The 20,482-nt window shown below is 61.2% G+C and carries 19 protein-coding genes and 3 pseudogenes; 16 read left to right on the top strand and 6 right to left on the bottom strand.

From position 1 onward, the window contains the following. Positions 1-34: 34 nt before the first annotated feature. The 7 genes and pseudogenes from F8N96_RS00920 to F8N96_RS00890 all read left to right on the top strand — a co-directional run bounded on the left by F8N96_RS00920 (position 35) and on the right by F8N96_RS00890 (position 6,635). Entirely contained in the window at positions 35-1,582 is a 1,548-nt protein-coding gene (locus F8N96_RS00920) for an amino acid ABC transporter permease/ATP-binding protein (RefSeq protein ID WP_150796167.1), read from the top strand. Between the two features lie 11 nt (positions 1,583-1,593). Beyond that, a pseudogene (locus tag F8N96_RS00915) lies at positions 1,594-1,764 on the top strand (SDR family oxidoreductase); the annotation flags it as partial. A gap of 228 nt (positions 1,765-1,992) precedes the next feature. Continuing rightward, the gene (locus F8N96_RS00910) at positions 1,993-2,394 is read left to right on the top strand and encodes a GntR family transcriptional regulator (protein WP_224789464.1); all 402 of its coding nucleotides are present in this window, start codon (positions 1,993-1,995) and stop codon (positions 2,392-2,394) included. Between the two features lie 22 nt (positions 2,395-2,416). Beyond that, positions 2,417-2,983: pseudogene (locus tag F8N96_RS00905) on the top strand (DUF2848 domain-containing protein); the annotation flags it as partial. A gap of 16 nt (positions 2,984-2,999) precedes the next feature. Then, a complete protein-coding gene (locus F8N96_RS00900; RefSeq protein WP_150796166.1) occupies positions 3,000-4,256 on the top strand; it encodes an amidase in 1,257 nt (418 codons plus the stop codon). A gap of 152 nt (positions 4,257-4,408) precedes the next feature. Beyond that, complete coding sequence (locus F8N96_RS00895) at positions 4,409-5,737, top strand: MFS transporter (RefSeq protein ID WP_150796165.1); 1,329 nt, start codon at positions 4,409-4,411, stop codon at positions 5,735-5,737. A gap of 337 nt (positions 5,738-6,074) precedes the next feature. After that, on the top strand, positions 6,075-6,635 hold the full coding sequence (locus F8N96_RS00890) for a YSC84-related protein (protein ID WP_150796164.1): 561 nt from the start codon (positions 6,075-6,077) through the stop codon (positions 6,633-6,635). 73 nt (positions 6,636-6,708) lie between these two features. On the opposite strand, the gene F8N96_RS00885 is transcribed toward F8N96_RS00890, so the two are convergent. Both F8N96_RS00885 and vapB read right to left on the bottom strand, forming a co-directional pair. Beyond that, the gene (locus F8N96_RS00885; RefSeq protein ID WP_150796163.1) at positions 6,709-7,122 is read right to left on the bottom strand and encodes a type II toxin-antitoxin system VapC family toxin; all 414 of its coding nucleotides are present in this window, start codon (positions 7,120-7,122) and stop codon (positions 6,709-6,711) included. Next, positions 7,119-7,349, bottom strand: a complete 231-nt coding sequence (gene vapB / locus F8N96_RS00880) for a type II toxin-antitoxin system VapB family antitoxin (RefSeq protein WP_150764235.1) — start codon at positions 7,347-7,349, stop codon at positions 7,119-7,121. Before vapB ends, F8N96_RS00885 begins: the two co-directional genes overlap by 4 nt. A 341-nt stretch (positions 7,350-7,690) precedes the next feature. Here vapB and F8N96_RS00875 point away from each other — a divergent pair, with 341 nt between their 5' ends. Further along, the gene (locus F8N96_RS00875; protein ID WP_150796162.1) at positions 7,691-8,200 is read left to right on the top strand and encodes a YkgB family protein; all 510 of its coding nucleotides are present in this window, start codon (positions 7,691-7,693) and stop codon (positions 8,198-8,200) included. 44 nt (positions 8,201-8,244) lie between these two features. On the opposite strand, the gene F8N96_RS00870 is transcribed toward F8N96_RS00875, so the two are convergent. Beyond that, the gene (locus F8N96_RS00870) at positions 8,245-9,090 is read right to left on the bottom strand and encodes a helix-turn-helix transcriptional regulator (RefSeq protein WP_150796161.1); all 846 of its coding nucleotides are present in this window, start codon (positions 9,088-9,090) and stop codon (positions 8,245-8,247) included. A gap of 168 nt (positions 9,091-9,258) precedes the next feature. On the opposite strand from F8N96_RS00870, the gene F8N96_RS00865 reads away from it, so the two are divergent. Beyond that, entirely contained in the window at positions 9,259-9,663 is a 405-nt protein-coding gene (locus F8N96_RS00865; protein WP_150764233.1) for a hypothetical protein, read from the top strand. After that, positions 9,657-10,349 carry an RES family NAD+ phosphorylase gene (locus F8N96_RS00860; RefSeq protein WP_150796160.1) on the top strand — a complete coding sequence of 231 codons (693 nt, stop codon included), beginning with the start codon at positions 9,657-9,659 and terminating at the stop codon, positions 10,347-10,349. The genes F8N96_RS00865 and F8N96_RS00860 overlap by 7 nt, the downstream gene beginning before the upstream one ends. Before the next feature lie 352 nt (positions 10,350-10,701). On the opposite strand, the gene F8N96_RS00855 is transcribed toward F8N96_RS00860, so the two are convergent. Then, on the bottom strand, positions 10,702-12,375 hold the full coding sequence (locus F8N96_RS00855) for a hypothetical protein (protein ID WP_150796159.1): 1,674 nt from the start codon (positions 12,373-12,375) through the stop codon (positions 10,702-10,704). Positions 12,376-12,557: 182 nt separating this feature from the next. Between F8N96_RS00855 and F8N96_RS35210 the strand changes: the two are divergent. Beyond that, positions 12,558-12,647 (top strand): annotated as a pseudogene (locus tag F8N96_RS35210) (cupin); the annotation flags it as partial. 39 nt (positions 12,648-12,686) lie between these two features. Here the strand turns inward: F8N96_RS35210 and gabP are convergent. After that, on the bottom strand, positions 12,687-14,087 hold the full coding sequence (gene gabP / locus F8N96_RS00845) for a GABA permease (protein ID WP_150796158.1): 1,401 nt from the start codon (positions 14,085-14,087) through the stop codon (positions 12,687-12,689). A gap of 403 nt (positions 14,088-14,490) precedes the next feature. Next, on the bottom strand, positions 14,491-15,531 hold the full coding sequence (locus tag F8N96_RS00840) for a GlxA family transcriptional regulator (protein ID WP_150796157.1): 1,041 nt from the start codon (positions 15,529-15,531) through the stop codon (positions 14,491-14,493). 108 nt (positions 15,532-15,639) lie between these two features. On the opposite strand from F8N96_RS00840, the gene F8N96_RS00835 reads away from it, so the two are divergent. From F8N96_RS00835 to F8N96_RS00815, 5 genes are read left to right on the top strand one after another with little or no spacing between them, the layout of a single operon-like run. Beyond that, positions 15,640-16,692 (top strand): ABC transporter substrate-binding protein, encoded by a 1,053-nt coding sequence (locus F8N96_RS00835; protein ID WP_150796156.1) that lies wholly within the window; start codon positions 15,640-15,642, stop codon positions 16,690-16,692. Between the two features lie 15 nt (positions 16,693-16,707). Continuing rightward, positions 16,708-17,775 carry an ABC transporter ATP-binding protein gene (locus F8N96_RS00830; RefSeq protein ID WP_150796155.1) on the top strand — a complete coding sequence of 356 codons (1,068 nt, stop codon included), beginning with the start codon at positions 16,708-16,710 and terminating at the stop codon, positions 17,773-17,775. Further along, the gene (locus F8N96_RS00825) at positions 17,772-18,614 is read left to right on the top strand and encodes an ABC transporter permease (RefSeq protein ID WP_150796154.1); all 843 of its coding nucleotides are present in this window, start codon (positions 17,772-17,774) and stop codon (positions 18,612-18,614) included. Before F8N96_RS00830 ends, F8N96_RS00825 begins: the two co-directional genes overlap by 4 nt. Continuing rightward, positions 18,611-19,399, top strand: coding sequence for an ABC transporter permease (locus F8N96_RS00820; protein WP_064678422.1), 789 nt, complete (start codon positions 18,611-18,613; stop codon positions 19,397-19,399). The genes F8N96_RS00825 and F8N96_RS00820 overlap by 4 nt, the downstream gene beginning before the upstream one ends. 47 nt (positions 19,400-19,446) lie before the next feature. Next, positions 19,447-20,460: a proline racemase family protein gene (locus tag F8N96_RS00815; RefSeq protein ID WP_150796153.1), complete on the top strand. Its 1,014-nt coding sequence runs from the start codon at positions 19,447-19,449 to the stop codon at positions 20,458-20,460. Positions 20,461-20,482 lie beyond the last annotated feature (22 nt).

The following is a 20,482-nucleotide window of genomic DNA, read 5'->3' as shown; positions in this document are numbered from 1 at the left end:
TCCCCTGCACCGGGGCGGCAGATCGAGGTGCCCCATGCAATTCGATTGGTCGTATTTCATCTCCCTGTTCTCCCTGCCGGATTTCTGGAAGGCCTGCGTCACGGTGGTCCAGCTCAGTGCCCTGGCCTGGTTCATCGGCATGCTGCTGGGTTTTGTCCTGGCCACGGCCAAGCTGTCCCAGTCGCCCTTGCTGCGCATTCCCGCGGCGGTCTACATCTGGTTCTTCCGCAGTATCCCGTTGCTGGTGCTGGTGGTCTTCGTCTACAACTTGCCGCAATTGTTTCCCGGTAGCGGGCCGATCCTGTCCAACCCCTTCTATTCCGGCTTGCTGGCCCTGGTGGTCACGGAAGCGGCTTACATGGCGGAAATCCATCGTGGCGGACTTATTTCCGTGGCCAAGGGCCAGAAGGAAGCCGGGCGCGCGCTGGGTGTCGGCCTGTTCGGCATGCAGCGCTTGATCGTGATCCCCCAGGCGTTCCGTATCTCGCTGCCGACCTTGATCAATGAATACATCACGGTGGTCAAGCTGACGTCGCTGGTCTCGGTCATCTCCCTGACCGAAATCCTCACGGTCGGCCAACGCCTCTATGCCACCAACTTCCTGGTCATGGAAACCCTGGCTGCGGTGGGCGTGTACTACGTGCTGATCGTCACCGTGTTCGGCTATTTCCTGCAGCGCCTGGAATGCTACCTGGACCTGAACTTCCGCAAGCCGCACACGCTCGACGCCGCCGCCGTGGCCAAGCTCAAGGCTTGCGCCGAAGCCTTGCCCGACGTTGCGCGCAAAGCAGCGGGCAACAACGCGACGCCCATCCTGCAATTGAAGAACATCCAGAAGAGCTATGGCACGCACCAAGTGCTGATGGGGATCGACCTGAATGTCGAATACGGCCAGGTGATCTCGATCATTGGTCCCTCCGGTTCCGGCAAGACTTCGCTGATCCGCACGGTCAACGGCCTGGAAAGCATCGATACCGGCGACATTCTGTTGTTCGGCGAGAAATTCATCGAAGCCACGGACAAACCCGACAGTTCCCGCCTGCGCAAAGGCGTGCGGCACATCGGCATGGTGTTCCAGAACTTCAACCTGTTCCCGCACCGCACCCTTCTCGACAACGTTACGCTGGCGCCGCGTTACCACGGCCATCCGGGCGAGCTGAGCGAACACCGTGCTTATGCGCTGCTGGACAAGGTCGGCCTGCTCGCCCACGCCCACAAGTACCCGCACCAGCTCTCCGGCGGGCAGCAGCAGCGCGTGGCGATCGCTCGCGCCTTGGCCATGGAGCCGGACATCATGCTGTTCGATGAACCTACGTCGGCGCTCGATCCAGAGTTGGTGGGCGATGTGCTGAACGTCATACGCGACCTTGCCAATGAAGGCATGACCATGATTATCGTCACCCACGAAATGGACTTTGCCATGTCGATTTCCGACAGGGTCGTCTTCATGGAGAACGGCAATATCCAATTGGATGCCGCACCTGAAACCATACGCTGCGCTGCCGAAGGAGAGCGAGTGCGGCGCTTCATGGGCATCAATACGCTATCGCCAAACCTGTCTGTCACCGCGGATCCTGCGTAGGCAGGGTGTTGCAACAGACAATGGCATTCCTCGCCGAATGCCGTAGCGAAATTCCTGCCAAACGCTTCGGCTCACCCGAAGAGTTCGGTGCGCTGTGCGCCTTCGTCTGCAGCAGTCATGCGGGCTACCTGACGGGGCAGAACCTGTTGATTGATGGAGGGGCCATTCGCTCCAGCCAATAAAGACGGCAGGCACAATTGGGGCGGATGGCATGGATGCTTCCGTCTACGTTCAGGCCAACCCCGGCAGCTTGATCTCCAGGCCCCGGGCCAGCAATCCGGTAAAGGCCAATACCGGCACGTCGCAAAGGCGAGCCATAACAATGGCGAGACCCGTCGCCGAGGTGGTCGCTGGGTGCCTGATGCGTCTAGTAGGAGCGAGCTTGCTCGCGAATAACCTGAGTGCTGGACATGATCGAAGTGCGCGTGAGCAACGAACAGCTGTGCATCAAGCTGGCGGTCGAGCGCGCTCACGATTCCGAGATCCAGGCCATGCGCGACATTCTCGAGCGCACGCCCGCCTTGCTGGCCAAACACGACGTGGCGGGGCTCATGTCCCTGGACCTGCAGTTCCACATGTCGATTTCCGCCGCCGCACACAATCGCGTGCTGGCCGAACTGCTGCGCAACCTTCACGAAAAACAGGCGCGCTTCTGGTACCTGACCCTGTCGGAAAACCACCATAGCGAACGCATCTACCACGAGCATCTGCAGATCCTCGAGGCGTTGGAACAGCGTGACGGCGACGCCGCCGTCGCGGCTGTCCACCACCACATCGACGATTTCCGTCGCGCCATCATGCGCACCCTTTAATCACTCACCACGAGAGTTCTTCATGACCCAATTGACATTCCAGGTAGTCGGCCAGGGCGAACACCGGGCCAGCATCAAGCACCTGATTATCGCTGGCTGGGCGGGACGCAACAGCGAAGCGGTGGAACACCACATCGCCGAACTGGAAGCGCTGGGCGTGCGCCGTCCGACGCAGGTCCCGTGTTTCTACCGGGTATCGGCCAGCCTGCTGAACAGCGCCGACAGCATCCAGGTGCCTGGCAAGGACTCATCCGGGGAGACCGAATTCGTGCTGCTCCCCAGCGAGCAAGGGCTATTGATCGGCCTGGGGTCGGATCACACCGATCGCAAGGTCGAAAGCTATGACGTCACGGTCTCCAAGCAGATGTGCGACAAACCCATCGCCCGGCAGGTCTGGCGCTATACCGAGGTCCAGGGGCATTGGGATCAACTGGTGATGCGCACCTGGCGCGTGCGTGACGGCGTACGTGCGCTGTACCAACAGGGCCCGGTGACGAACCTGCTGGCGCCGGAAACGCTGCTGGCAAAACTCAACAGCGACGCTTCGCTGCCCGCGGACACTGCCATGTTCTGCGGTACGCAATCGGTGATCGGCGAACTGGGCTATCGAAGCGCATCGTGCGGCGGGTGGGGTTGCCTACATCAGCGTCGATGCCGAAGGCGCCTTGCAGGCTGCGCAAGCCAGCGATCTGGCACGGGCTTCAGGTTACGTGCCGTCGCCATTGGCCGGGCTCCCGGTCTCCATCAAAGACCTGTTCGATGTGGCCGGACAAGTCACTGCGGCCGGCTCCAGGCTGCTGGCCGATGCGCCGCCCGCCAGCAGCGATGCGCTCGTGGTCGAACGGCTGAGATCGGCCGGCGCCATTTTACTGGGCCGCACCAATATGAGCGAGTTCGCCTTTTCCGGATTGGGGCTGAACCCGCACTACGGTACGCCGCTCACGCCGTCTGCGGCTGACCGCATCGCCGGCGGCTCCAGCTCCGGCGCCGCTGTGAGCGTGGCATTGGGCATGGCCGTCGCCGGGCTGGGCACCGACACCGGCGGCTCCATCCGGATCCCCGCCGCGTTCTGCAGCCTGACCGGGTTCAAGCCCAGTGCCAGCCGAGTCCCCATGGCCGGCACGTTCCCCTTGGCCGTCAGCCTGGACTCTGTCGGTGCCCTGTCACGCAGCGTCGCCGACTGCATCCTGCTCGACCGGATTCTCACCGGCGAGCAGCTGGATACCCGTGCCGCGCCCCTGGCCGGGCTTCGGCTGGCGGTCACCCGGGATTTTGTCCTCGATCAGCTCGATGCCGGCGTCGCAGCGGCCTTCGAACGCGCCCTGGACCTGCTCGCCCAGGCAGGCGCCTGCATCCGCTGGTTCGACTTTCCAGAACTGCATGAACTGCCCCGTATCAATGCGGCTGGCGGGTTGACGGCTGCCGAAGCCTGGCATGGCCACCGCCAGTGGCTCGAGAGCGACAACGCCCAGTGCTATGACGCCCGCGTCGCTCAACGAATCCGCCGCGGCGCGGCTATCAGTGCAGCCGATTACCTGGACATTCGCAGCGAACGCCAACGCCTGATCAGCGTGGCGGGTGAGCGTCTGGGCGACGCCGACGCCTGGTTGATGCCCACGGTCGCCGTGGTACCGCCGAAGTTGGCGGACCTTACTGAAGACGATGGTTTTTTCGCCACCAACGGCCTGGTATTGCGCAACACCAGCGTGATCAATTTCCTGGACGGTTGCGCCCTGAGTTTGCCTTGCCAGCGCGGGGACGAGCTGCCGGTCGGGCTGTCGATCGCCGGCCTGCAGGGTCAGGACGCTCGTGTCCTGCAGGTGTCTCGCGCTATCGAGGCACTGTTGCAAGAGCACACTTGATGCACTGCCGCTGAACCAGGGGCAGGCCCGCGCCTGCCCTGTTTTACCTGACTGACTTACCGAAAAAATCACACGGCGGACCCTCGTGCGTCCTCACTCGCCTGCCAATCGGCTTGCGTGCCCAACTGCGCAACGAATTGACGAGATAACTTATGAACCGAAGTCACGCAAGTTCAACCATGGCGATAGACCTCGACCCGACGACGGTCGAAGTGGCTGCCGTCTATCGCAAGATCGCCTGGCGCCTTCTCCCGTTTCTGGTGTTTCTTTTCGTACTGGCCTGGATCGACCGGGTCAATGTCGGTTTCGCCAAGCTGGCCATGCTGCAGGACCTGGGCTTCAGCGAAGCCGTTTATGGCCTGGGCGCCGGTATATTCTTCATCGGTTACTTCATCTTCGAAGTGCCCAGCAATCTGCTGCTGGAAAAAATCGGCGCCCGCCGCACCCTGGCGCGCATCACCATCATGTGGGGCCTGACGTCCATCGCCATGGCGTACGTCGAAAGCGCCTGGTCGTTCTATGTGCTGCGGTTTCTGCTCGGGGCCTTTGAAGCGGGCTTCTTTCCCGGCGTCGTGCTGTATCTCACCTATTGGTTTCCGGCGGCGCAGCGGGCAAAGATCAATGGCATGTTCATGACCTCCTTCGCCATTGCCGGCGTCGTCGGTGGCCCACTGGCCGGGTTCATCATGAGTCGCATGGTCGGGGTCGGCAGCCTGGCCAACTGGCAATGGCTGTTCATCCTCGAAGGCATTCCTTCGGTGATCGCCGGGTTCCTGGTCCTGCGTTATCTCCCGGAGAAACCGGCCAATGCCAAGTGGCTGAGCCCGGCACAACGCAAAATGGTCAGCGACACCATTGCCCGCGAAGACAAGGCGCCAGGCAAACACAGCGACCTTCGCTCCTTGCTGCGTTATCCCAAGCTGTGGTTATGCGCGCTGGTGTATTTCTGCCTGGTCAGTGGCAACGCGACCATTGCGTTCTGGACGCCATCCGTCATCAAGTCGTTGGGCGTCGATGACAACATGAACATCGGACTGCTCTCCTCGATCCCCTTTATCCTGGGCACCGTGGCGATGCTGTGGAACGGCTTTCACTCCGACAAGACCGCTGAACGCCGTGTGCACTGCGCGATGGCAGCCCTGCTGGCCGGCCTCGGATTAATCTGCACCGGCCTGTTTATCGGCAACGCCGCGCTGGCGCTGATCTCCCTGACCGTTGCCGCCATGGGCATTCTTGCCGCTTTTCCGGTGTTCTGGTCGATTCCAGGTGCATTCCTGGCAGGCACCGCCGCCGCCGGGGGCATTGCGCTGATCAATTGCATCGGCAATCTCGCCGGCTTCGTCGCGCCCTACATGATCGGCTGGCTGAAAACCCAGACCGGTAGCCTGGCCGCCGGCCTGTATCTGGTCGCAAGCTTTGAAATACTGGCGGGTGTGTTGCTCCTGTTGTTATTCAAAGGGATCAAGGTGAGCAAGTCTTAGACTTGAGCCGCGATCAATACTCGACCCTCGGAGCACAACGTCGTCAATCGAATCGGCGTTGTGTTTCCCGGATAGCCATAAAGCATCTGCAACAGGCCCGTCTATTTATCTGCGCGATGCAGAGGGTGTGAAACAGACGAACCTGGCCGATTCACAGAGGTCAAAGCCAGTGATGACATCGCCAATGATCAAAGGCCGCTGGCCTGCTTCATTCAACGGCGAAGCCAGGGGTTCACACATTTCAGGGTGCGCCGGATCATTTTCAGCAGGCTCGGATTCTGCCGGGGGCAGGCGCTGACTGCTGCTCACGTCCAATGCTCCCGTTCGGAGTACGAAAATGACTCAGTCAATGCGCTTCTTCCTATCGATCATCCTCGCGACAGCCTCACTGGCCTCGGCGAGCTTCCTGAACACCGCAGGTGCGGCAACCGCCGAGGATCTGGATGCCGACTCCCGGCAAGCATTGCAAACGCTGTACAAGGCTACGCCCTTTGCCGAAACCATTTCAAAAAACGCCAAGGCGATACTGATCTTTCCGAAAATCATCAAGGCCGGCCTGGTGTTCGGTGGCAGCTATGGTGAAGGCACATTGATGAAGGGCAAGAAAGTAGAGGCTTATTACAACTCCGTCACCGGCTCATGGGGGCTGCAGGCAGGCGCCCAGTCGTATGGCTATGCGCTGTTCCTGATGACCGATAAGGCCGTTAACTATGTCCGCGAATCCAAGGGCTGGGAAATCGGCGTAGGGCCGACTGTGGTGGTGGTCGATGAAGGGGTGGCGAAGAATCTGTCCAGCTCGACGCTGAAGGACGATGCCTACGCGTTCATTTTCGACCAGCAGGGGTTAATGGCCGGGGTCAGCATCGAAGGCACCAAGATCTCACTGATCAAGCGCTGAAGCCGGCGGCCTGGCGCAGGGATGCGCCAGACGCAAAAGTGCCGGGTGATTCGAGCGGTTCATGGATTGTCCTTCAGTGAACCCAGTCTTCGAAAACCAGTCCTTCAACGCGGCTGAATTCGCGCACATTGTTTGTGACCAGCGTACAGCCTGAGGCAATTGCATGGCCCGCAATTGCGGTGTCGTTCTCGCCAATGAGCAGACCGACCTGAGTGAGCTGGAGCTTCGCTTCCACCGTTGCGTCGACAGCACTCTGATCCAAGGGCAGCACCGCATCCAGGCGTTTCACAAACTCATCGACCAACGTTTTGTGCTTGGGCGACGCCTTCTTGCCGATCTGCCCGTAACGCATTTCGGCGTAGGTGATCGCAGAAATCACGATCCGATTGTTTCGCTCAACGGCTGACGCCAATCGCTGCAACACCGCCTCGGGGCGTTCGCGCATGATGAACGAGCAAATGCAGGTATCCAGCATGTACGTGGTCAAAGGTTAAACCTGCCTTCATCACTGATAACGTTCGGCCGTTCTTCCAGAAAGTCAGCATCAGCTTTGGGCTGTTCAGCCAGAGAAAGCCAGCTCGGACGTGCAGGTCGCAAAGTGATGGTGTCGCCGTCGCGTGTAATTTCCAACTCCCCCACCCCCTCATAAGCCATATCAGTGGGCAAGCGAATTGCTTGATTTTTGCCGTTCTTGAAAATTGAAACAGTGCGCATGATTTCGCTCCTGCATATGGTTGGCATATGCAGTATAACAAGGTCGTCAGCATAGGCAAGGCATAGGCTTTGATGCCGAGGCGTGGAACGCGCCGATCGCCTTGACGACCCCCACCACAATCAGTGTGATGCCCATTGCTTCGGGAGCGCTGGGCCACCGTCGCTCACGACAGCCTTAGCGCCCCGCCCTCCTCGTTCAAGACCGGCAGAGGGTCAAGACGATCTGCACAGTTCTCAATACGTTCAGAACCCAAGCGCGCGGCAGCAAAGACAACAATGTCGCCACGCCCAACGCAAACCGCGCCGGGTTTCGAGTCAACACACTATTGGAAGCCTTGATCATGACAACCTTGAATATCGAGAACGACAGCCGCATCGACAGATCCGGAAAATTATCGCTGGGGGCCAGAACCACGGCGCTTGGAACCTACGGTGTGTTCTTTGCGCTCGCCGTCATCTACTTCTGGTTCGGCGGCATGAAGTTCACGCACTATGAGGCGCAGGGACTGGTGCCGCTAGTGAGCAACAGTCCGTTCCTGGGGTGGGTGTATGACATTTTCAGTGTCGATACCTTTTCCAGTCTGCTCGGTGTCCTGGAGGTCTCGATCGGTGTTCTGATCGCCGGTCGCCTGCTGTCACCCAAGCTTTCGCTGATCGGTGGCGTGCTGTCTGCGGGATTGTTCTTCACCACCTTGAGCTTTATGTTCTCGACACCCGGCGTGATCGAGCCCGGCCTGGGCTTCCCGGCCATTACAGTTGCACCCGGCCAGTTTCTGCTCAAGGACATCGGGTTGCTTGCCGCTTCCATCTTCGTCGCCGGCCATTCCCTGACTGCGCTGGAAAACCGTTGAACCGATGACTGTTCTCTCGGGACGGCCTGAAACAGTTCAATGCTTCAGGCCGTTGCCCCATCAACTTCGCCTGCCGAATCTTTCATCCAGCCCCGTGGACTGCAGCCCGTCTTGCGCCGAAACGCGCGTGCCAGCGCCGAGGGACTTTCATAACCGACCTCGGCGGCAATGAGCGCTATCGGTCGCCCTTCCCGCAGCCGCTTCTGCGCCAGGCTGATTCGCCAACTCAATAGATAATCCGCCGGCGTCTGCCCGACGACGGCCCGGAAATGCACGGCATAGGCCGCGCGCGACATGTTCGACGCGCTCGCCAGTTCCGCCACCGACCAGGCATGCTGAGGTGCGTTGTGCATCTGCACCAGCGAGCGCGCCAGCCGCACATCGCCCAGTCCAGCCATCATGCCGGTACGTAATTGCTGATGGTCGAGCAGATGCCGAAACAACAATATGATCAGCAGCTCGAACAAGCGATCCAGCGCTGCCTCCCGACCACAATGTCCGCCTGCCGCCTCATCGAACATCCATTTCAGTGTCTCGGCCAGCAGCGGCAGCTCATCCAGGGACAACACCAGGATATCGGGCAACGACGCCGACAACGGGTTATCGACGCCCCCCTCGAACTGCATGGCCGCACACAGGAGCTGGGCCCCTTCGGGCTCACCGGCGAACAGTTGATGCCGGCTTGGACGTGGCAGGAAAATCAGGCTGGGTCGAGTCAGCAGCAGGTCCTTTCGATCAGGCCCCAGCAGCGTGACGGTACCTGCCTGGAGCAAGTGAATATGCCCGCGCTGGTCAGCGCCGTCGTATGACGCCATGCCGCAAAGCTTGCCGTTGTAAAACAGGTTTGCGCGCACGCCGAACTGCGAGAACAACGTAGACAAGCGATCCATGGGCGATCTCGTTGCGAGATATAGACGCCCAAGCATATCACCGACGGATTCGATCCCTTTTGGGCCGCCCGCGCCTGAATTACAAGTTGCCCACTGGTCGAGATTATTTGATCTATAGATTCAATAAAACTATATTTGAGTCTACAGATGAATCAGGAGCTGTTAAATATGGCCATCGCCCTCCAGGAACAGGCATTCACCAAGAGCCAGTGCGTGACGGGTCTGCGTGCGGCGGTTGGCATTCTCGAAAAGTGGGCCGCGTCCAGCGATCAAGCCTGCCGCATCCTGCGCATTTCCCGCAGCACCTACACCCGCGCCAGGGCGCGCGATCCCGACTGGGCCGTGGCGCTGGACTCGGACCAGATGCAGCGCATCAGTTTTGTGCTCAACATCCATGCCGCGCTGCGCCTGGTCTTCGATAACCCTGAGAATGTCTATGGCTTTCCATCGATGGCCAACGACAACGAGTTTTTCAATGGGCGCAGCCCGCTCGAGATCATGTCCCAGGGCGATATGATTTCCCTGTATGAAACCTTTCGGCGCATTGACGTGTTGCGGGGCGCGCAATGGTGACGCTCGGCGAACTGGCAGCGCTTGCCGGCGAGCAAATACAGGCCTACCGACTGGTCAATTCGAAGTTTCCGCCGATTGCGTTGTTTGATGATGTCGCGGATGCGGACGAGTTTGAGGTGTTGTATCAGATACAGGCGCTGACCAACCCCCGCCTGAAAAATGAAGTGGGCCATCTCGAGTTGATTCCACGGGCAGAGATCCCTTTCGGCATACCTGGCTGCTCTTACGCGACCGCGCCTTTTACCCACGTCAACCCGGCGGGTTCGCGGTTCAGCGATGGACGTTTTGGCGTGCTGTACCTGGCGGACTCCATGGAAACGGCGCTGGCCGAAGTCCGGCATCATCAGAGTCTGTATTGGTCGAATGTGCCGAGCCTCAACTACGAGCGGTTTGTTTTCCGTGGGCTGTCCTGTTCCTTTGTCGAGGTGGCGATGAAAGACGTCGCGGCCATCCCGATGACCGATCCTGTCTATGATCCTGACGATTACACCGATTCCCGTCGTCTGGGGCGGTCCGTCAAGGAAGCCGGATGTCCCGGTATTCGCTACAACTCCGTGCGCATGCAGGGCAGTCATTGCTGGGCGCTGATGACGCCACGACCGGTGTTATTGGTTATTCAAACTGCGCATTACGAGATGGTCTGGAATGGACAGGTCACCAGTGTCAGCAAGATCAGCGAGGCCTGATCGCCGCCCCGTATAACCTGCGTACCACCGGATTTAATGGGAAACACCCAACCCTGTAGGAGCCCGGCTTGCCGGCGAAGGCGTTTTCATGGGCGATGCAAGGCTTGAGGCAGCCTTCGCCGGCAAGCCGGCTCCTACAGGTTAATTGTGCACCGCTGGATTGTGGAACACGCCGGACCCGTATGACCTGCGTACCACCGGATTTAATGGGAAATACCCAACCCTGTAGGAGCCCGGCTTGCCGGCGAAGGCGTTTTCATGGGCGATGCAAGGCTTGAGGCAGCCTTCGCCGGCAAGCCGGGCTCCTACAGGGTTTGCGTAGAACCGCTGATTCCCGGCGGTGCTGGCGGCATCAGTTGCAACAACGCTCCCCGACCCGACAGAAACACGATGCCATAATCGGCACATCAGCCCGGGCCATCGCCAGGTCGAGGCGGGTCTGGGCTGCGGCCGCTTCTTCATCCCGGCCCAGCTGTTTCAGGCATTCGACATAGCCGTGCAGGCTCCACACATTGTCCATGTGCCATGACGCACGACTGAGGGTGTGGTCCAGCCCCAGATCGGCGCGGTAGGCCTGCAAGGCTTCTTCCACCCTGCCCTGTTCCAGCAGCAGCGCGCCGAGCGCATGCCGGACCGGTTGCATCCAGCCCCAAGGCTCGTCGTAGGGCAGGTTGTCATCCAGTGACAGCGCCTGGCGCAAATGGGCAAAAGCGCTGTCGTAGTTGCCTTTGCGGTACTCGATTTCCCCGCTGAGCATGGCGCCGGCCACCGCCAGGATATCGAGGCAGGTGTTGTTGAAGATGTAGCGGGAGGCCGGTACCCGGGTCAGGGCGTCGAGGAAAAACTGCTGTTCGGTTTCCGCCGCAGCGACATGCCCACAGGCCGCGTGCGCCACGCCCCTGGCGTAATGCAGCATGGCCGTGGTCACGCAGTACAGCGCCTGGTCGTTCGGCAGCGGGTTGGCGAGGATGTCCTGCCATTTGCCGAAGCGAATCTGCACATGGACCTTCATCGACACGAAGCCTTCCAGCCAGTCGGCCATGGGCGGCTGTTCCACGCGCAGCAGTTCTTCGCGGATGGTCGCCTGCAGCTGATCGGCGGCTTCCAGGGCCGGTCGGTATTGCCCGAGGAACATCGCCGAATAGAGCTTGAAGTGGTAGTTATGGCAGCGGTACAGGGTATAGAAGTTGAGCGGCCCTTCCTGTTCCAGGTATTTGCCGTCGGCCTGGATCGCCCGGCTGTTGGTGATCATGGCGCCACGGTAATCGCCACAGAGCACGTCGATGTGCGACGGCATATGGCGCAAGTGTCCGGCATCCGGCACCAAGTCCCGCAGGACATCGCCGGCGCGCAACGCCCGCTCCGGGTGCGGCGACATTTCCATGGTGTGGTCGTACATGTGCAGCACGCCCGGGTGCGGCGTGTCGCCGTGTCGTTCCATGCGCTGCAGCGCCTGTTCCAGCACGGCCACCGCCTCGAGGGTGTCGGCACCCGCTGCCGGTTGCCCGCTGCGCAGGTCCCACAACAGCCAGGGCGTGCGGTCGATCAGGGCTTCGGCAAACAGCGCAGCGACGTCCGGATCATCGGCAAAGGACCGATAGACTTCGCGCATGGACGCCGCATAGGCATCGTTCCAGCTGAAGAGTTGCTCAAGGCTCGTCGCCTGGTTGGCCTGGTAGCGTTGCTCCAGTGCCCGGATCAGCCCCTGCTCCACCGGCGAAGCGCTGTCGATATGCGCCAGCGCAGCTTGTGTCGCCAGCCGGGCCTGGGCCACGGCCTCTTTCAACTCCTGTTCGATGAAGGCATCCCAGCGCTTGTTGTAGTTGGGGCCCGAGGCGTAGGCGATGCCCCAGTAAGCCATTGCGCAATCGCGGTCGTGTTCGATCGCCTTGCGAAAACAACGGATGGCTTCATCGTGGTTGTAGCCGTAGCACCATAGCAATCCGCGATCGAACCAGCGTTGGGCCTGGGGCGAACCGGTAGTCATCGCGCGGCTGTAGGTACCCAGGTCGTAATAGTCGTCCATCGATTCATCCTCCCGACCAGCGCCTGAAACCTCACAGGAAATCCTGGCAGACCCCAGAGAGGGTGGAGGTCCGGTTTCCTGGAGACCATCGATAGCTTAAGGGATCCAGAATACCCCCGCGGTGTTGGCTGAGCGGGGCAGCCGACGACAGGCCAGGTCCTGTCGATCAGCTCACATCACGCGAAGGCCATGAAGTGCTTGGCATCGCCAGCGGCCACGCTCGCCTGATGCTGGGCGGCCCGCAAGGTCATGTGCTGAAAGTCGGCCCGGGCCAGTATTGAGTCAGTCGGGGCCGGCAATAAAAACCTGACCTAACCCAGGGAAGCGGCTTTCTCAGGCTGCGGCTGCTCACGCGAAGTCACCAGCCCGATAAAGGAAATGACCAACGCCAGGCCGATGGTCGTACTCACCTCGGTACGGTGCTCCGGTGCAATCATCATCACGACCAACGCTGCGCAAATGAACACGATCACTACCCAAGTGAGCCAGGGGAATAGCCACATGCGAAAGGTCAGCTCGACATTCTGCCGCTCCAACCTCCGGCGCATACGCAGCTGCGATACGGCAATGGCCAGGTACACCACCAAGGCAATCGCGCCGGAGCTGGCCAGCAGGAACTCAAACAGCCCGGCAGGCATGAAGTAGCTCCATACGGTGATTGCCGCGCCCAGCACGGTACTGGCGATGACGGCTGCCCGCGGCACGCCTTCGGAAGAGGTCGCCTTCATCGCCTTCGGCGCATCGCCACGACGGCCAAGCGAGTACAGCATGCGCGAGGCGATGTAGATCGAGGAGTTCATGCAACTGGCCACGGCAATCAGCACCACCACGTCCACCATGAACTTGGCGTTGGGAATGTTCATGATTTCCAGTGCCCGCTGGTAGGAGCCTACCTGGGCCAGCAGCGGATCGTTCCAGGGCACCACGGAGATGACCACGAAAATCGACAACAGGTAGAACACGCCGATGCGCCAAATCACCGAACGCGTGGCTTTGGCAATGTTCTGCGACGGGTTGTCGGATTCGGCGGCGGCGATGGTGACCGCTTCCGTGCCGATGAAGCTGAACATGATGGTGATGAAAGCGCCGACTACCGCCGACAGGCCGTTGGGGGCAAATCCGCCATGCTCGGCCATCAGTCCGCTCAACCCGCTGACTTCCCGATCGGGAACCCAGCCCATCAGCACGGCGAAACCCACGCCGATGAAACCGATGATCGCCACCACCTTGGCCATGGCGAACCAGAATTCGAATTCGCCGTACTTGGAGACACTGAACAGATTGGTGATCACCAACGCAATGATCGACACCAGGGCGAACAGCCAGGCATCGATCTGGGGAAACCATTGGTTCAATACATGGCCGGCGGCCAGCGCTTCGATCGGTATCACCAGCACCCAGAACCACCAGTAGAGCCAGCCAATGGTGAAGCCGGCCCAGCGTCCGATGGCCTGGTCGGCATAGGTGGAGAAAGACCCGGTGTCCGGGTTGGCAACCGCCATTTCACCCAGCATGCGCATGACCAGCACGACCAGCAGGCCGGAGAACAGATACGCCAGCATGACGGCCGGGCCAGCCGCGGCGATGGCATGCCCGGAGCCGACGAATAATCCTGCGCCGATGATTCCTGCGATAGACAGCATTGTGACGTGACGCGGCTTGAAGCCCTGCGCCAATTGGCCATTCGAATCCTGGGAGTTCGGGCTGATCATTGGTTTTTTATTCTCTGGTGATCGACATTTAAGCGTACTGACTGAGGGTCAGGCGATCATCATTCCTTCCTGTAGCCCCTCCTGGGAGCGGCACTCCTCAAACGCTACTGCTCTTTTCAATCGGTCATCGCGATGTGCCCACCGCGCTTGAAAAGATGCGCCACCTTACCCGCCTTATCCGCCAAATCGGTTACCTGATCGCGCCACCGCCGTATCTGATCTCGCCACGCGGCCTCCCTGTAGGAGCTGGCTTGCCAGCGAAAGGGCCGTCACATTCAACATCATTGTTGCCTGACAGTCCGCCTTCGCTGCGGTGCGGCGATCCGACAAGCCAGCTCCTACAGGGCAGGGCCGTTTGAATAGAGGGAGACACCGAGCCAGACGACTCAGCCGTGCAACGCCATCAGCCTGACCGCTCCTGGCGCTGATACTGTCGCGGGCACACGCCAAAGCGCGCGCGAAATTCCCGGGAGAAATGCGCGCCGTCGGAGAAGCCGCAGTCCATGGCGATCTGGGTGATGCTGCTGTGGCTGTTCACCAGCAGCCAGCCGCCATACTCAACCCGCAGCGAGCGCTGGAACTCCATGGGCGACAACCCCAGCGACTGCTGGAACGCCCGTGTCAGTTGGCGCCGTCCCAGCCCTACATAACGCGCGATGGCATCCAGGGTCGGCAGGCTGTCCATGCGCTGCTCGATATAGTGCGCGGCCTGGCGCACGCGTTCATCCTTGATGTCCGCCAGGTTGGCGTAGAAGTGCGCCTGGGGCTGCCGCCCCGGGCGAATGCCCTGCAGCATCATGTGCCGCACCGCCTGCTGGGCTTTTTCCCGGCCGCAATGCCGGGCCACCAGGTACAACCCCAAGTCAATGGCCGCGGTCGAGCCGGCACAAGTGATCAGGTCGCCCTCGTCGATGAACAGGTGGTCCACCGCCGCCGGGGTTTTGGGGAAGCGTGCGCGGAACGCATCCAGCACGTTCCAGTGCACGCACACCGAACGACTGCCGACCACCCCCGCCTGCGCCAGGGCAAAGGTGCCGGTGCAGATGCCCAGCAACCGCGTTCGACTCTTCGCCGCGCGCTGCAGCCAGTCACGCAAGGGGTTGGGCAAATGGGTATTGAGGTAATCGTTGCCGCCACAGATGGCCACGTAATCGAAGGCTTCAAGATCCTGCGCCAGCCCCCCGGACACTTCCAGCGTAATCCCGGCACTGGAGGTTCGCGGCAAGCCGTCCACACTCATCACCCGCCACGCCGTATGGATCTGCCGGCTGCCGCCGCCGAGGTCGGCGGACAAGCGCAACACATCGACAAAGCCGGAAAACGCAGCCAGTGTGAATTGATCCAGGAGGACCAGGCCCACCGACAGCTGCGGACGACTGCCTGCCCCGGGATCGGGGGAGTCAGGTTGCAGGCTTTCTCGATTGAGCTGGGTCACTTTTGTCATGACCTAACTATTCAACTTTAAGACCCCGCAGTGCAAGCGCTCGCATCACGGATACGAGCAATATTCAGGCAAGGGGTACAGTCCAACAACGCCCCAAGAGGACTCACGATGAAACTGAAGACAGGTAAGCAAATCACCGCTGCTCTTTTAGTTACCGGCTGCATCTCCTCATCGGCCGTCATGGCCGAACAGCAAAAGCTGACCGTTGCGTTGTATGGCGGCAACTGGGGTGAGGCCTTCCTCAAATGTGTTGCAGAACCTTTCACGCAAGCGACCGGGATCGCCGTCGCCGCGGAAGTCGGCACCTCGACCACCACCCTGGCCAAACTCCAGCAACAGAAATCCAGCCCGACGATCGATGTGGCCTGGATGGACGGTGGCATCAGTGAATTGGCCTATGCCGCCGGGGTCGTCGCCGATCTCGATCCGGCGGCCATTCCCAACCTGAAAAACGTGCAGGAAAAAGCGGTCTACACCGATGCCGGCCATACCTTCGCCGTCAGCAGCGGTTTCTATTCCCTGGGCCTGACCTACAACACCAAGGAAATCAAGGAAGCGCCCACCAGCTGGAAAGACCTGTGGAAACCGGAGTACGCCGGCGCCATCGCCCTGCCCTCGCCCGCCAACTCCTCCGGGGTGCCCTTCGTGTTTTTCATGGCCGATGTCTGGGGCATCGACCGGGCCAACCTGGAGCCGGTCTACACCAAGCTGGGCGCGCTGGACACCGCACTGTTCTTCGACAGCTCGGGCGCCGCCACCAATGCCTTTCAGAGTGGCGAAGCGATCATCGGCGCGCATTTCAACGTCGGTGCCTGGGACTTGATCGACAAGGGTGCGCCGATCGGTTTCACCATTCCCAGGGAAGGTGCCTGGGCCACCGACGCCCGCCTGCACCTGATCAAGGGGGCGAAGAACAGCAAGGCCGGCGAGCAGTTCATCAATACCGCGCTGACCAAGGAGGCGGCGGCCTGCCTGGCCGGCAAGCTGTACCTGGGCCCGGCGGTGAAAGGTGTCGTGGTCACCGATGACGTGGCCCGCAAGCTGCCCTGGGGCGTGGGGGGTTCGATCGACAACCTGCGTTTGTTCGACTGGAGCCAGATCAACGCCCAGCGCGCCGGTGTCACCAACGACTGGAACCGCAAAGTCACCGCCAAAAACTAGCTCAAGAGGTCTGCAATGTCAGTTTTGTTGAGCATCGACAGTGTCTGTAAAAGCTTCGGGCCGTTCCAGGCGCTGGACAACATCCACCTGGACATCGAGCAGGGCGAATTCATCGTGCTGCTCGGCCCCAGCGGCTGTGGCAAGACCACCTTGCTGCGCTCGATCGCCGGCTTCATGCAGCCCGATTCCGGCCGCATCGCCATCGACGGGCAGGATGTGAGTCGCTTGCCTCCCTACCGTCGGCCCCTCAATACCGTGTTCCAGAACTACGCTCTGTTCCCGCACATGACCGTCCTGGAAAACGTCGCCTACGGACCGCGGCGCCAGGGGGTCAATCGCACCGAGGCCCGGCTCAAGGCGCGAGAAGCCCTGGCGATGGTCGGCCTGGAAGCCCTGGAGGATCGCTTTCCCCGCGCTTTGTCCGGCGGGCAGCAGCAACGCGTGGCCCTGGCTCGCGCCATCGTCAATCAACCGAAACTGCTGTTGCTCGACGAGCCGCTCTCGGCCCTGGACATGAAACTGCGCAAGCGCATGCAGCTGGAGCTCAAGCACCTTCAGGCCAAGCTCGGCATCGCCTTCATTTTCGTCACCCACGACCAGGAAGAAGCGATGACCATCGCCGACCGTATCGTGGTGATGAATGCCGGACGCATCGAACAGGTGGGCGCCAGCAGCGAGATTTACAGTGCCCCGGCTTCGCGCTTCGTCGCCGACTTCATCGGCGAGGCCAACCTGATCGGCTATCAGGCCAGCGATAGCGGTGAGATTCGCCTGGGCATCGCCCATACCCCGATTTCGAGCGGCGCAAAGGATCTGCTGCCCCACGGGGTGGCGGTGCTGCGTCCCGAACACCTGCAGGTGCTGGATGCCTCGAGTCCGGCGAGCGCCAGTTGCTGTGAACTCAAGGGCACAGTGACCGACATCGTCACCGTGGGCAGCCATACCCTGGTGCACTCGCTGATCGACGGGCAATCGATCGTGGCGCGCACCATGGGTTTCCCCCGCGCCGACCTGAGCACCGGCAGCGCCGTGCGCCTGGGCTTCAATCCCGCGCACCTGCATCTGATCGGAGAGCCGGTATGAAACGCCCGGTGCTCGCCCCCTCGTTGATGCTGTTCGGCGCCCTGGCCTTTTTCACGGCATTCTTTCTCGCGCCGTTCGCCGTGGTGATCTTCGCCAGCCTGACCAAGGGCGCCGATCAGGCGTTCACCCTGGAACACTACGTCAGAGTGCTGGGCGACCAGTACCACTGGGACGTGATTCTGGTGACCTTCCGCATCGCCGCGCTCACCACCCTGATCTCGTTGCTGCTGGGTTATCCGCTGGCCTGGTATCTGGTGCGCGTCGTGAAATGGCGCGCCTGGCGCCGAGCCTGCGTGATTCTGCTGGTGGTGCCGATGTTCACCAGCAACATCGTGCGCTCGTTCGGCTGGATGGTGCTGCTGGGACGCAAGGGCCTGGTCAACCAGAGCCTTATGGAAACCGGCCTGATCGATACGCCGGTGCGTTTCCTGGGCACCGAACTCGGCATCCTGATCGGCATGGTGTACATCCTGCTGCCGTTCATCGTGCTCGCGGCCGGCAATGCCCTGGCCCAGGTCGACCCGGCCTTCGAACAGGCCTCCGAGGACCTTGGCGCCAGCCCCCGCGCGACCTTTTTCCATGTGGTGTTGCCGCTGACCATGCCCGGCATCATCTCCGGCTCGATCATGGTCTTCACCCTGGCATCAAGCGCCTACGTCACGCCGGCCCTGCTGTCCGGGGGCCGGATCTCGGTGCTGTCGATGCTGATTTTCCAGCAATACAGTTCGGTTTTCGACTTCAACTACGGCGGCGCGCTGAGCGTGGTGCTGCTGATCTTTACCCTGGTCATGGTCGGGCTGGCCGGGCGTGTGGGCAGTATTCGGGGGAGCAACCCATGATCACTAAAATACTGGTCAGGCTGGTGGCCTGGGCCGTGCTGGGCTACATGCTGCTGCCACTGGTGGTCATCCTCGGCGTCTCGGTCACCGCCACGTCATTCCTCGCCTTCCCGCCACAGGGCTGGACGCTGGACTGGTACGCCAAGATGCTCAGTGACCCAAGCTATGTGGCGTCCTTTGCCACCAGCACCGTCCTGGCGCTGGTCGCCACCTTGGTCGCGGTGCTGCTCAGCGTGCCGGCCGCCCTGGCGATGGCCCGTTACGATTTTCGCGGCAAAGCCACGATCCTCGCCGCCCTGACTTCACCGCTGGTGTTTCCGCACATTGTGCTGGGGGCGGCGCTCTTGCAGTTTGGCGGTTACTTCGGCTTGACCCGCAGCTTCCTGGCGTTGTTGATCGGTCACACCATCATCATCTCGCCGTTCGTGCTGCGTTCGGTGCTGTCGATGCTGACGCCCGAGCAGCGCGCCCTGGAAGAAGCCTCGAGCGATCTGGGCGGTACCCCCTGGGCCACCTTCTTTCTGGTGGTGCTGCCGCAGATCCGGCCGGGGATCGTCACCGGGTCGATCTTTGCCTTCATCTCGTCATGGATCAACGTCGAGCTGTCGATCTTCAACACCACGCCGGACCTGAACACCATCCCGGTCAAGCTCTTCAACTACGTGCAGTACACCGTCGACCCGACCATCGCCGCCGCTTCCGGCGCCACCATCATCGTCGTCGTACTCGCTGTGATCGTGCTGGATCTGTGCATCGGCCTCGACCTTTTGTCAGAACGCAAATAACGACGTAATCAACCCCCTCATACATCCCGTAAGCCAGGAGTTCAGTCATGCGCATGCAAGACACGTTCGATGTCATCTATACCCATACCGAAGGCGAACCACTGTGCATCGTCCACAGCGGCATTCCCTACCCCGCCGGTTCGAGCATCCTGGCCAAGCGCGCCTTTCTCGAGCAGAACTACGACTGGCTGCGCAAGGCACTGATGCAGGAACCGCGCGGCCACAAGGACATGTTCGGGGTGTTTCTCACCCCGCCCTCCAGCAGCGAGTTCGACGCCGGGCTGATCTACATGGACGGCAGCGTGTATTCGCACATGTGCGGCCACGGCACCATCGCGGTGAGCATGGCGATGGTCGCCCTGGGGCTGGTGCCGCGTGGCGCCGATGGCATCACCAAAATCCGTTTTGAAACCACCGCCGGCCTGGTGGTGGCCGAAGTGGCTTCGGAAGGCGACAACGTACTCTGGACCCGTTTCGAAAACGTGCCGGCCTACGTGGCCGCCCAGGACATCCCGATCCATCTTCCCGGCTATGGCGACCTCAAGGCCGACCTGGTCTGGGGCGGCAACTACTTCGGCATCATCGACCTGACCGATTGCGACCTGCGCATCAGCCCGGACAACGGCAGCGAACTGTCGCGCCTGGGCCTGCTGGCACGCGACCAGATCAACCGGCAGCTGAAGATCCAGCACCCCACCGAGGCCCATATCAACGACCTCAACTTCATCACGTTCTGGCACCCGGCAACCATCGAAGGCGCGTTCTACAAGAACGTCCACGTGTTCAGCGCCGGCCAGCTCGACCGCTCTCCCGGCGGAACCGGCACCAGCGCGATGATGGCCATGTTCGAGGCCCGGGGCAAACTCGGCCTGAACCAGCCCATCCTGTCCGAAGGCCTGCTGGGCAGCGGCACCTTCGAAGGCTGCCTGCTCGGCGAAGTCGACCTCAACGGCACACGCGCGGTGCGCCCGACCGTCAAGGGCACGGCCAGCATTCTGGGGACATCGCGCTGGGTCATCGAGCGCAATGACCCGGTCGGGGCGGGCTTCGTCGTCAACTGACGGGCTGAAGCGGGACTTCCCA

The organism is Pseudomonas fluorescens (assembly GCF_902497855.1).
GTDB classification, from domain to species: Bacteria; Pseudomonadota; Gammaproteobacteria; order Pseudomonadales; family Pseudomonadaceae; genus Aquipseudomonas; species Aquipseudomonas fluorescens_BI.
Note: the sequence above shows the minus strand (reverse complement) of the source record. Positions and strands in the feature narration are given on the sequence as shown.

Bases quoted from the DNA above. Each gene is read 5' to 3' on its own strand.
- F8N96_RS00820 (WP_064678422.1), top strand. From the start codon at position 18,611: ATGATCACTAAAATACTGGTCAGGCTGGTGGCCTGGGCCGTGCTGGGC.
- gabP (WP_150796158.1), bottom strand. From the start codon at position 14,087: ATGATCAGCCCGAACTCCCAGGATTCGAATGGCCAATTGGCGCAGGGC.
- F8N96_RS00825 (WP_150796154.1), top strand. From the start codon at position 17,772: ATGAAACGCCCGGTGCTCGCCCCCTCGTTGATGCTGTTCGGCGCCCTG.
- F8N96_RS00835 (WP_150796156.1), top strand. From the start codon at position 15,640: ATGAAACTGAAGACAGGTAAGCAAATCACCGCTGCTCTTTTAGTTACC.
- F8N96_RS00870 (WP_150796161.1), bottom strand. From the start codon at position 9,090: ATGGATCGCTTGTCTACGTTGTTCTCGCAGTTCGGCGTGCGCGCAAAC.
- F8N96_RS00895 (WP_150796165.1), top strand. From the start codon at position 4,409: ATGAACCGAAGTCACGCAAGTTCAACCATGGCGATAGACCTCGACCCG.
- F8N96_RS00840 (WP_150796157.1), bottom strand. From the start codon at position 15,531: ATGACAAAAGTGACCCAGCTCAATCGAGAAAGCCTGCAACCTGACTCC.
- F8N96_RS00815 (WP_150796153.1), top strand. From the start codon at position 19,447: ATGCGCATGCAAGACACGTTCGATGTCATCTATACCCATACCGAAGGC.
- F8N96_RS00920 (WP_150796167.1), top strand. From the start codon at position 35: ATGCAATTCGATTGGTCGTATTTCATCTCCCTGTTCTCCCTGCCGGAT.
- F8N96_RS00830 (WP_150796155.1), top strand. From the start codon at position 16,708: ATGTCAGTTTTGTTGAGCATCGACAGTGTCTGTAAAAGCTTCGGGCCG.
- F8N96_RS00860 (WP_150796160.1), top strand. From the start codon at position 9,657: ATGGTGACGCTCGGCGAACTGGCAGCGCTTGCCGGCGAGCAAATACAG.
- vapB (WP_150764235.1), bottom strand. From the start codon at position 7,349: ATGCGCACTGTTTCAATTTTCAAGAACGGCAAAAATCAAGCAATTCGC.
- F8N96_RS00910 (WP_224789464.1), top strand. From the start codon at position 1,993: ATGATCGAAGTGCGCGTGAGCAACGAACAGCTGTGCATCAAGCTGGCG.
- F8N96_RS00890 (WP_150796164.1), top strand. From the start codon at position 6,075: ATGACTCAGTCAATGCGCTTCTTCCTATCGATCATCCTCGCGACAGCC.
- F8N96_RS00865 (WP_150764233.1), top strand. From the start codon at position 9,259: ATGGCCATCGCCCTCCAGGAACAGGCATTCACCAAGAGCCAGTGCGTG.
- F8N96_RS00875 (WP_150796162.1), top strand. From the start codon at position 7,691: ATGACAACCTTGAATATCGAGAACGACAGCCGCATCGACAGATCCGGA.
- F8N96_RS00855 (WP_150796159.1), bottom strand. From the start codon at position 12,375: ATGGACGACTATTACGACCTGGGTACCTACAGCCGCGCGATGACTACC.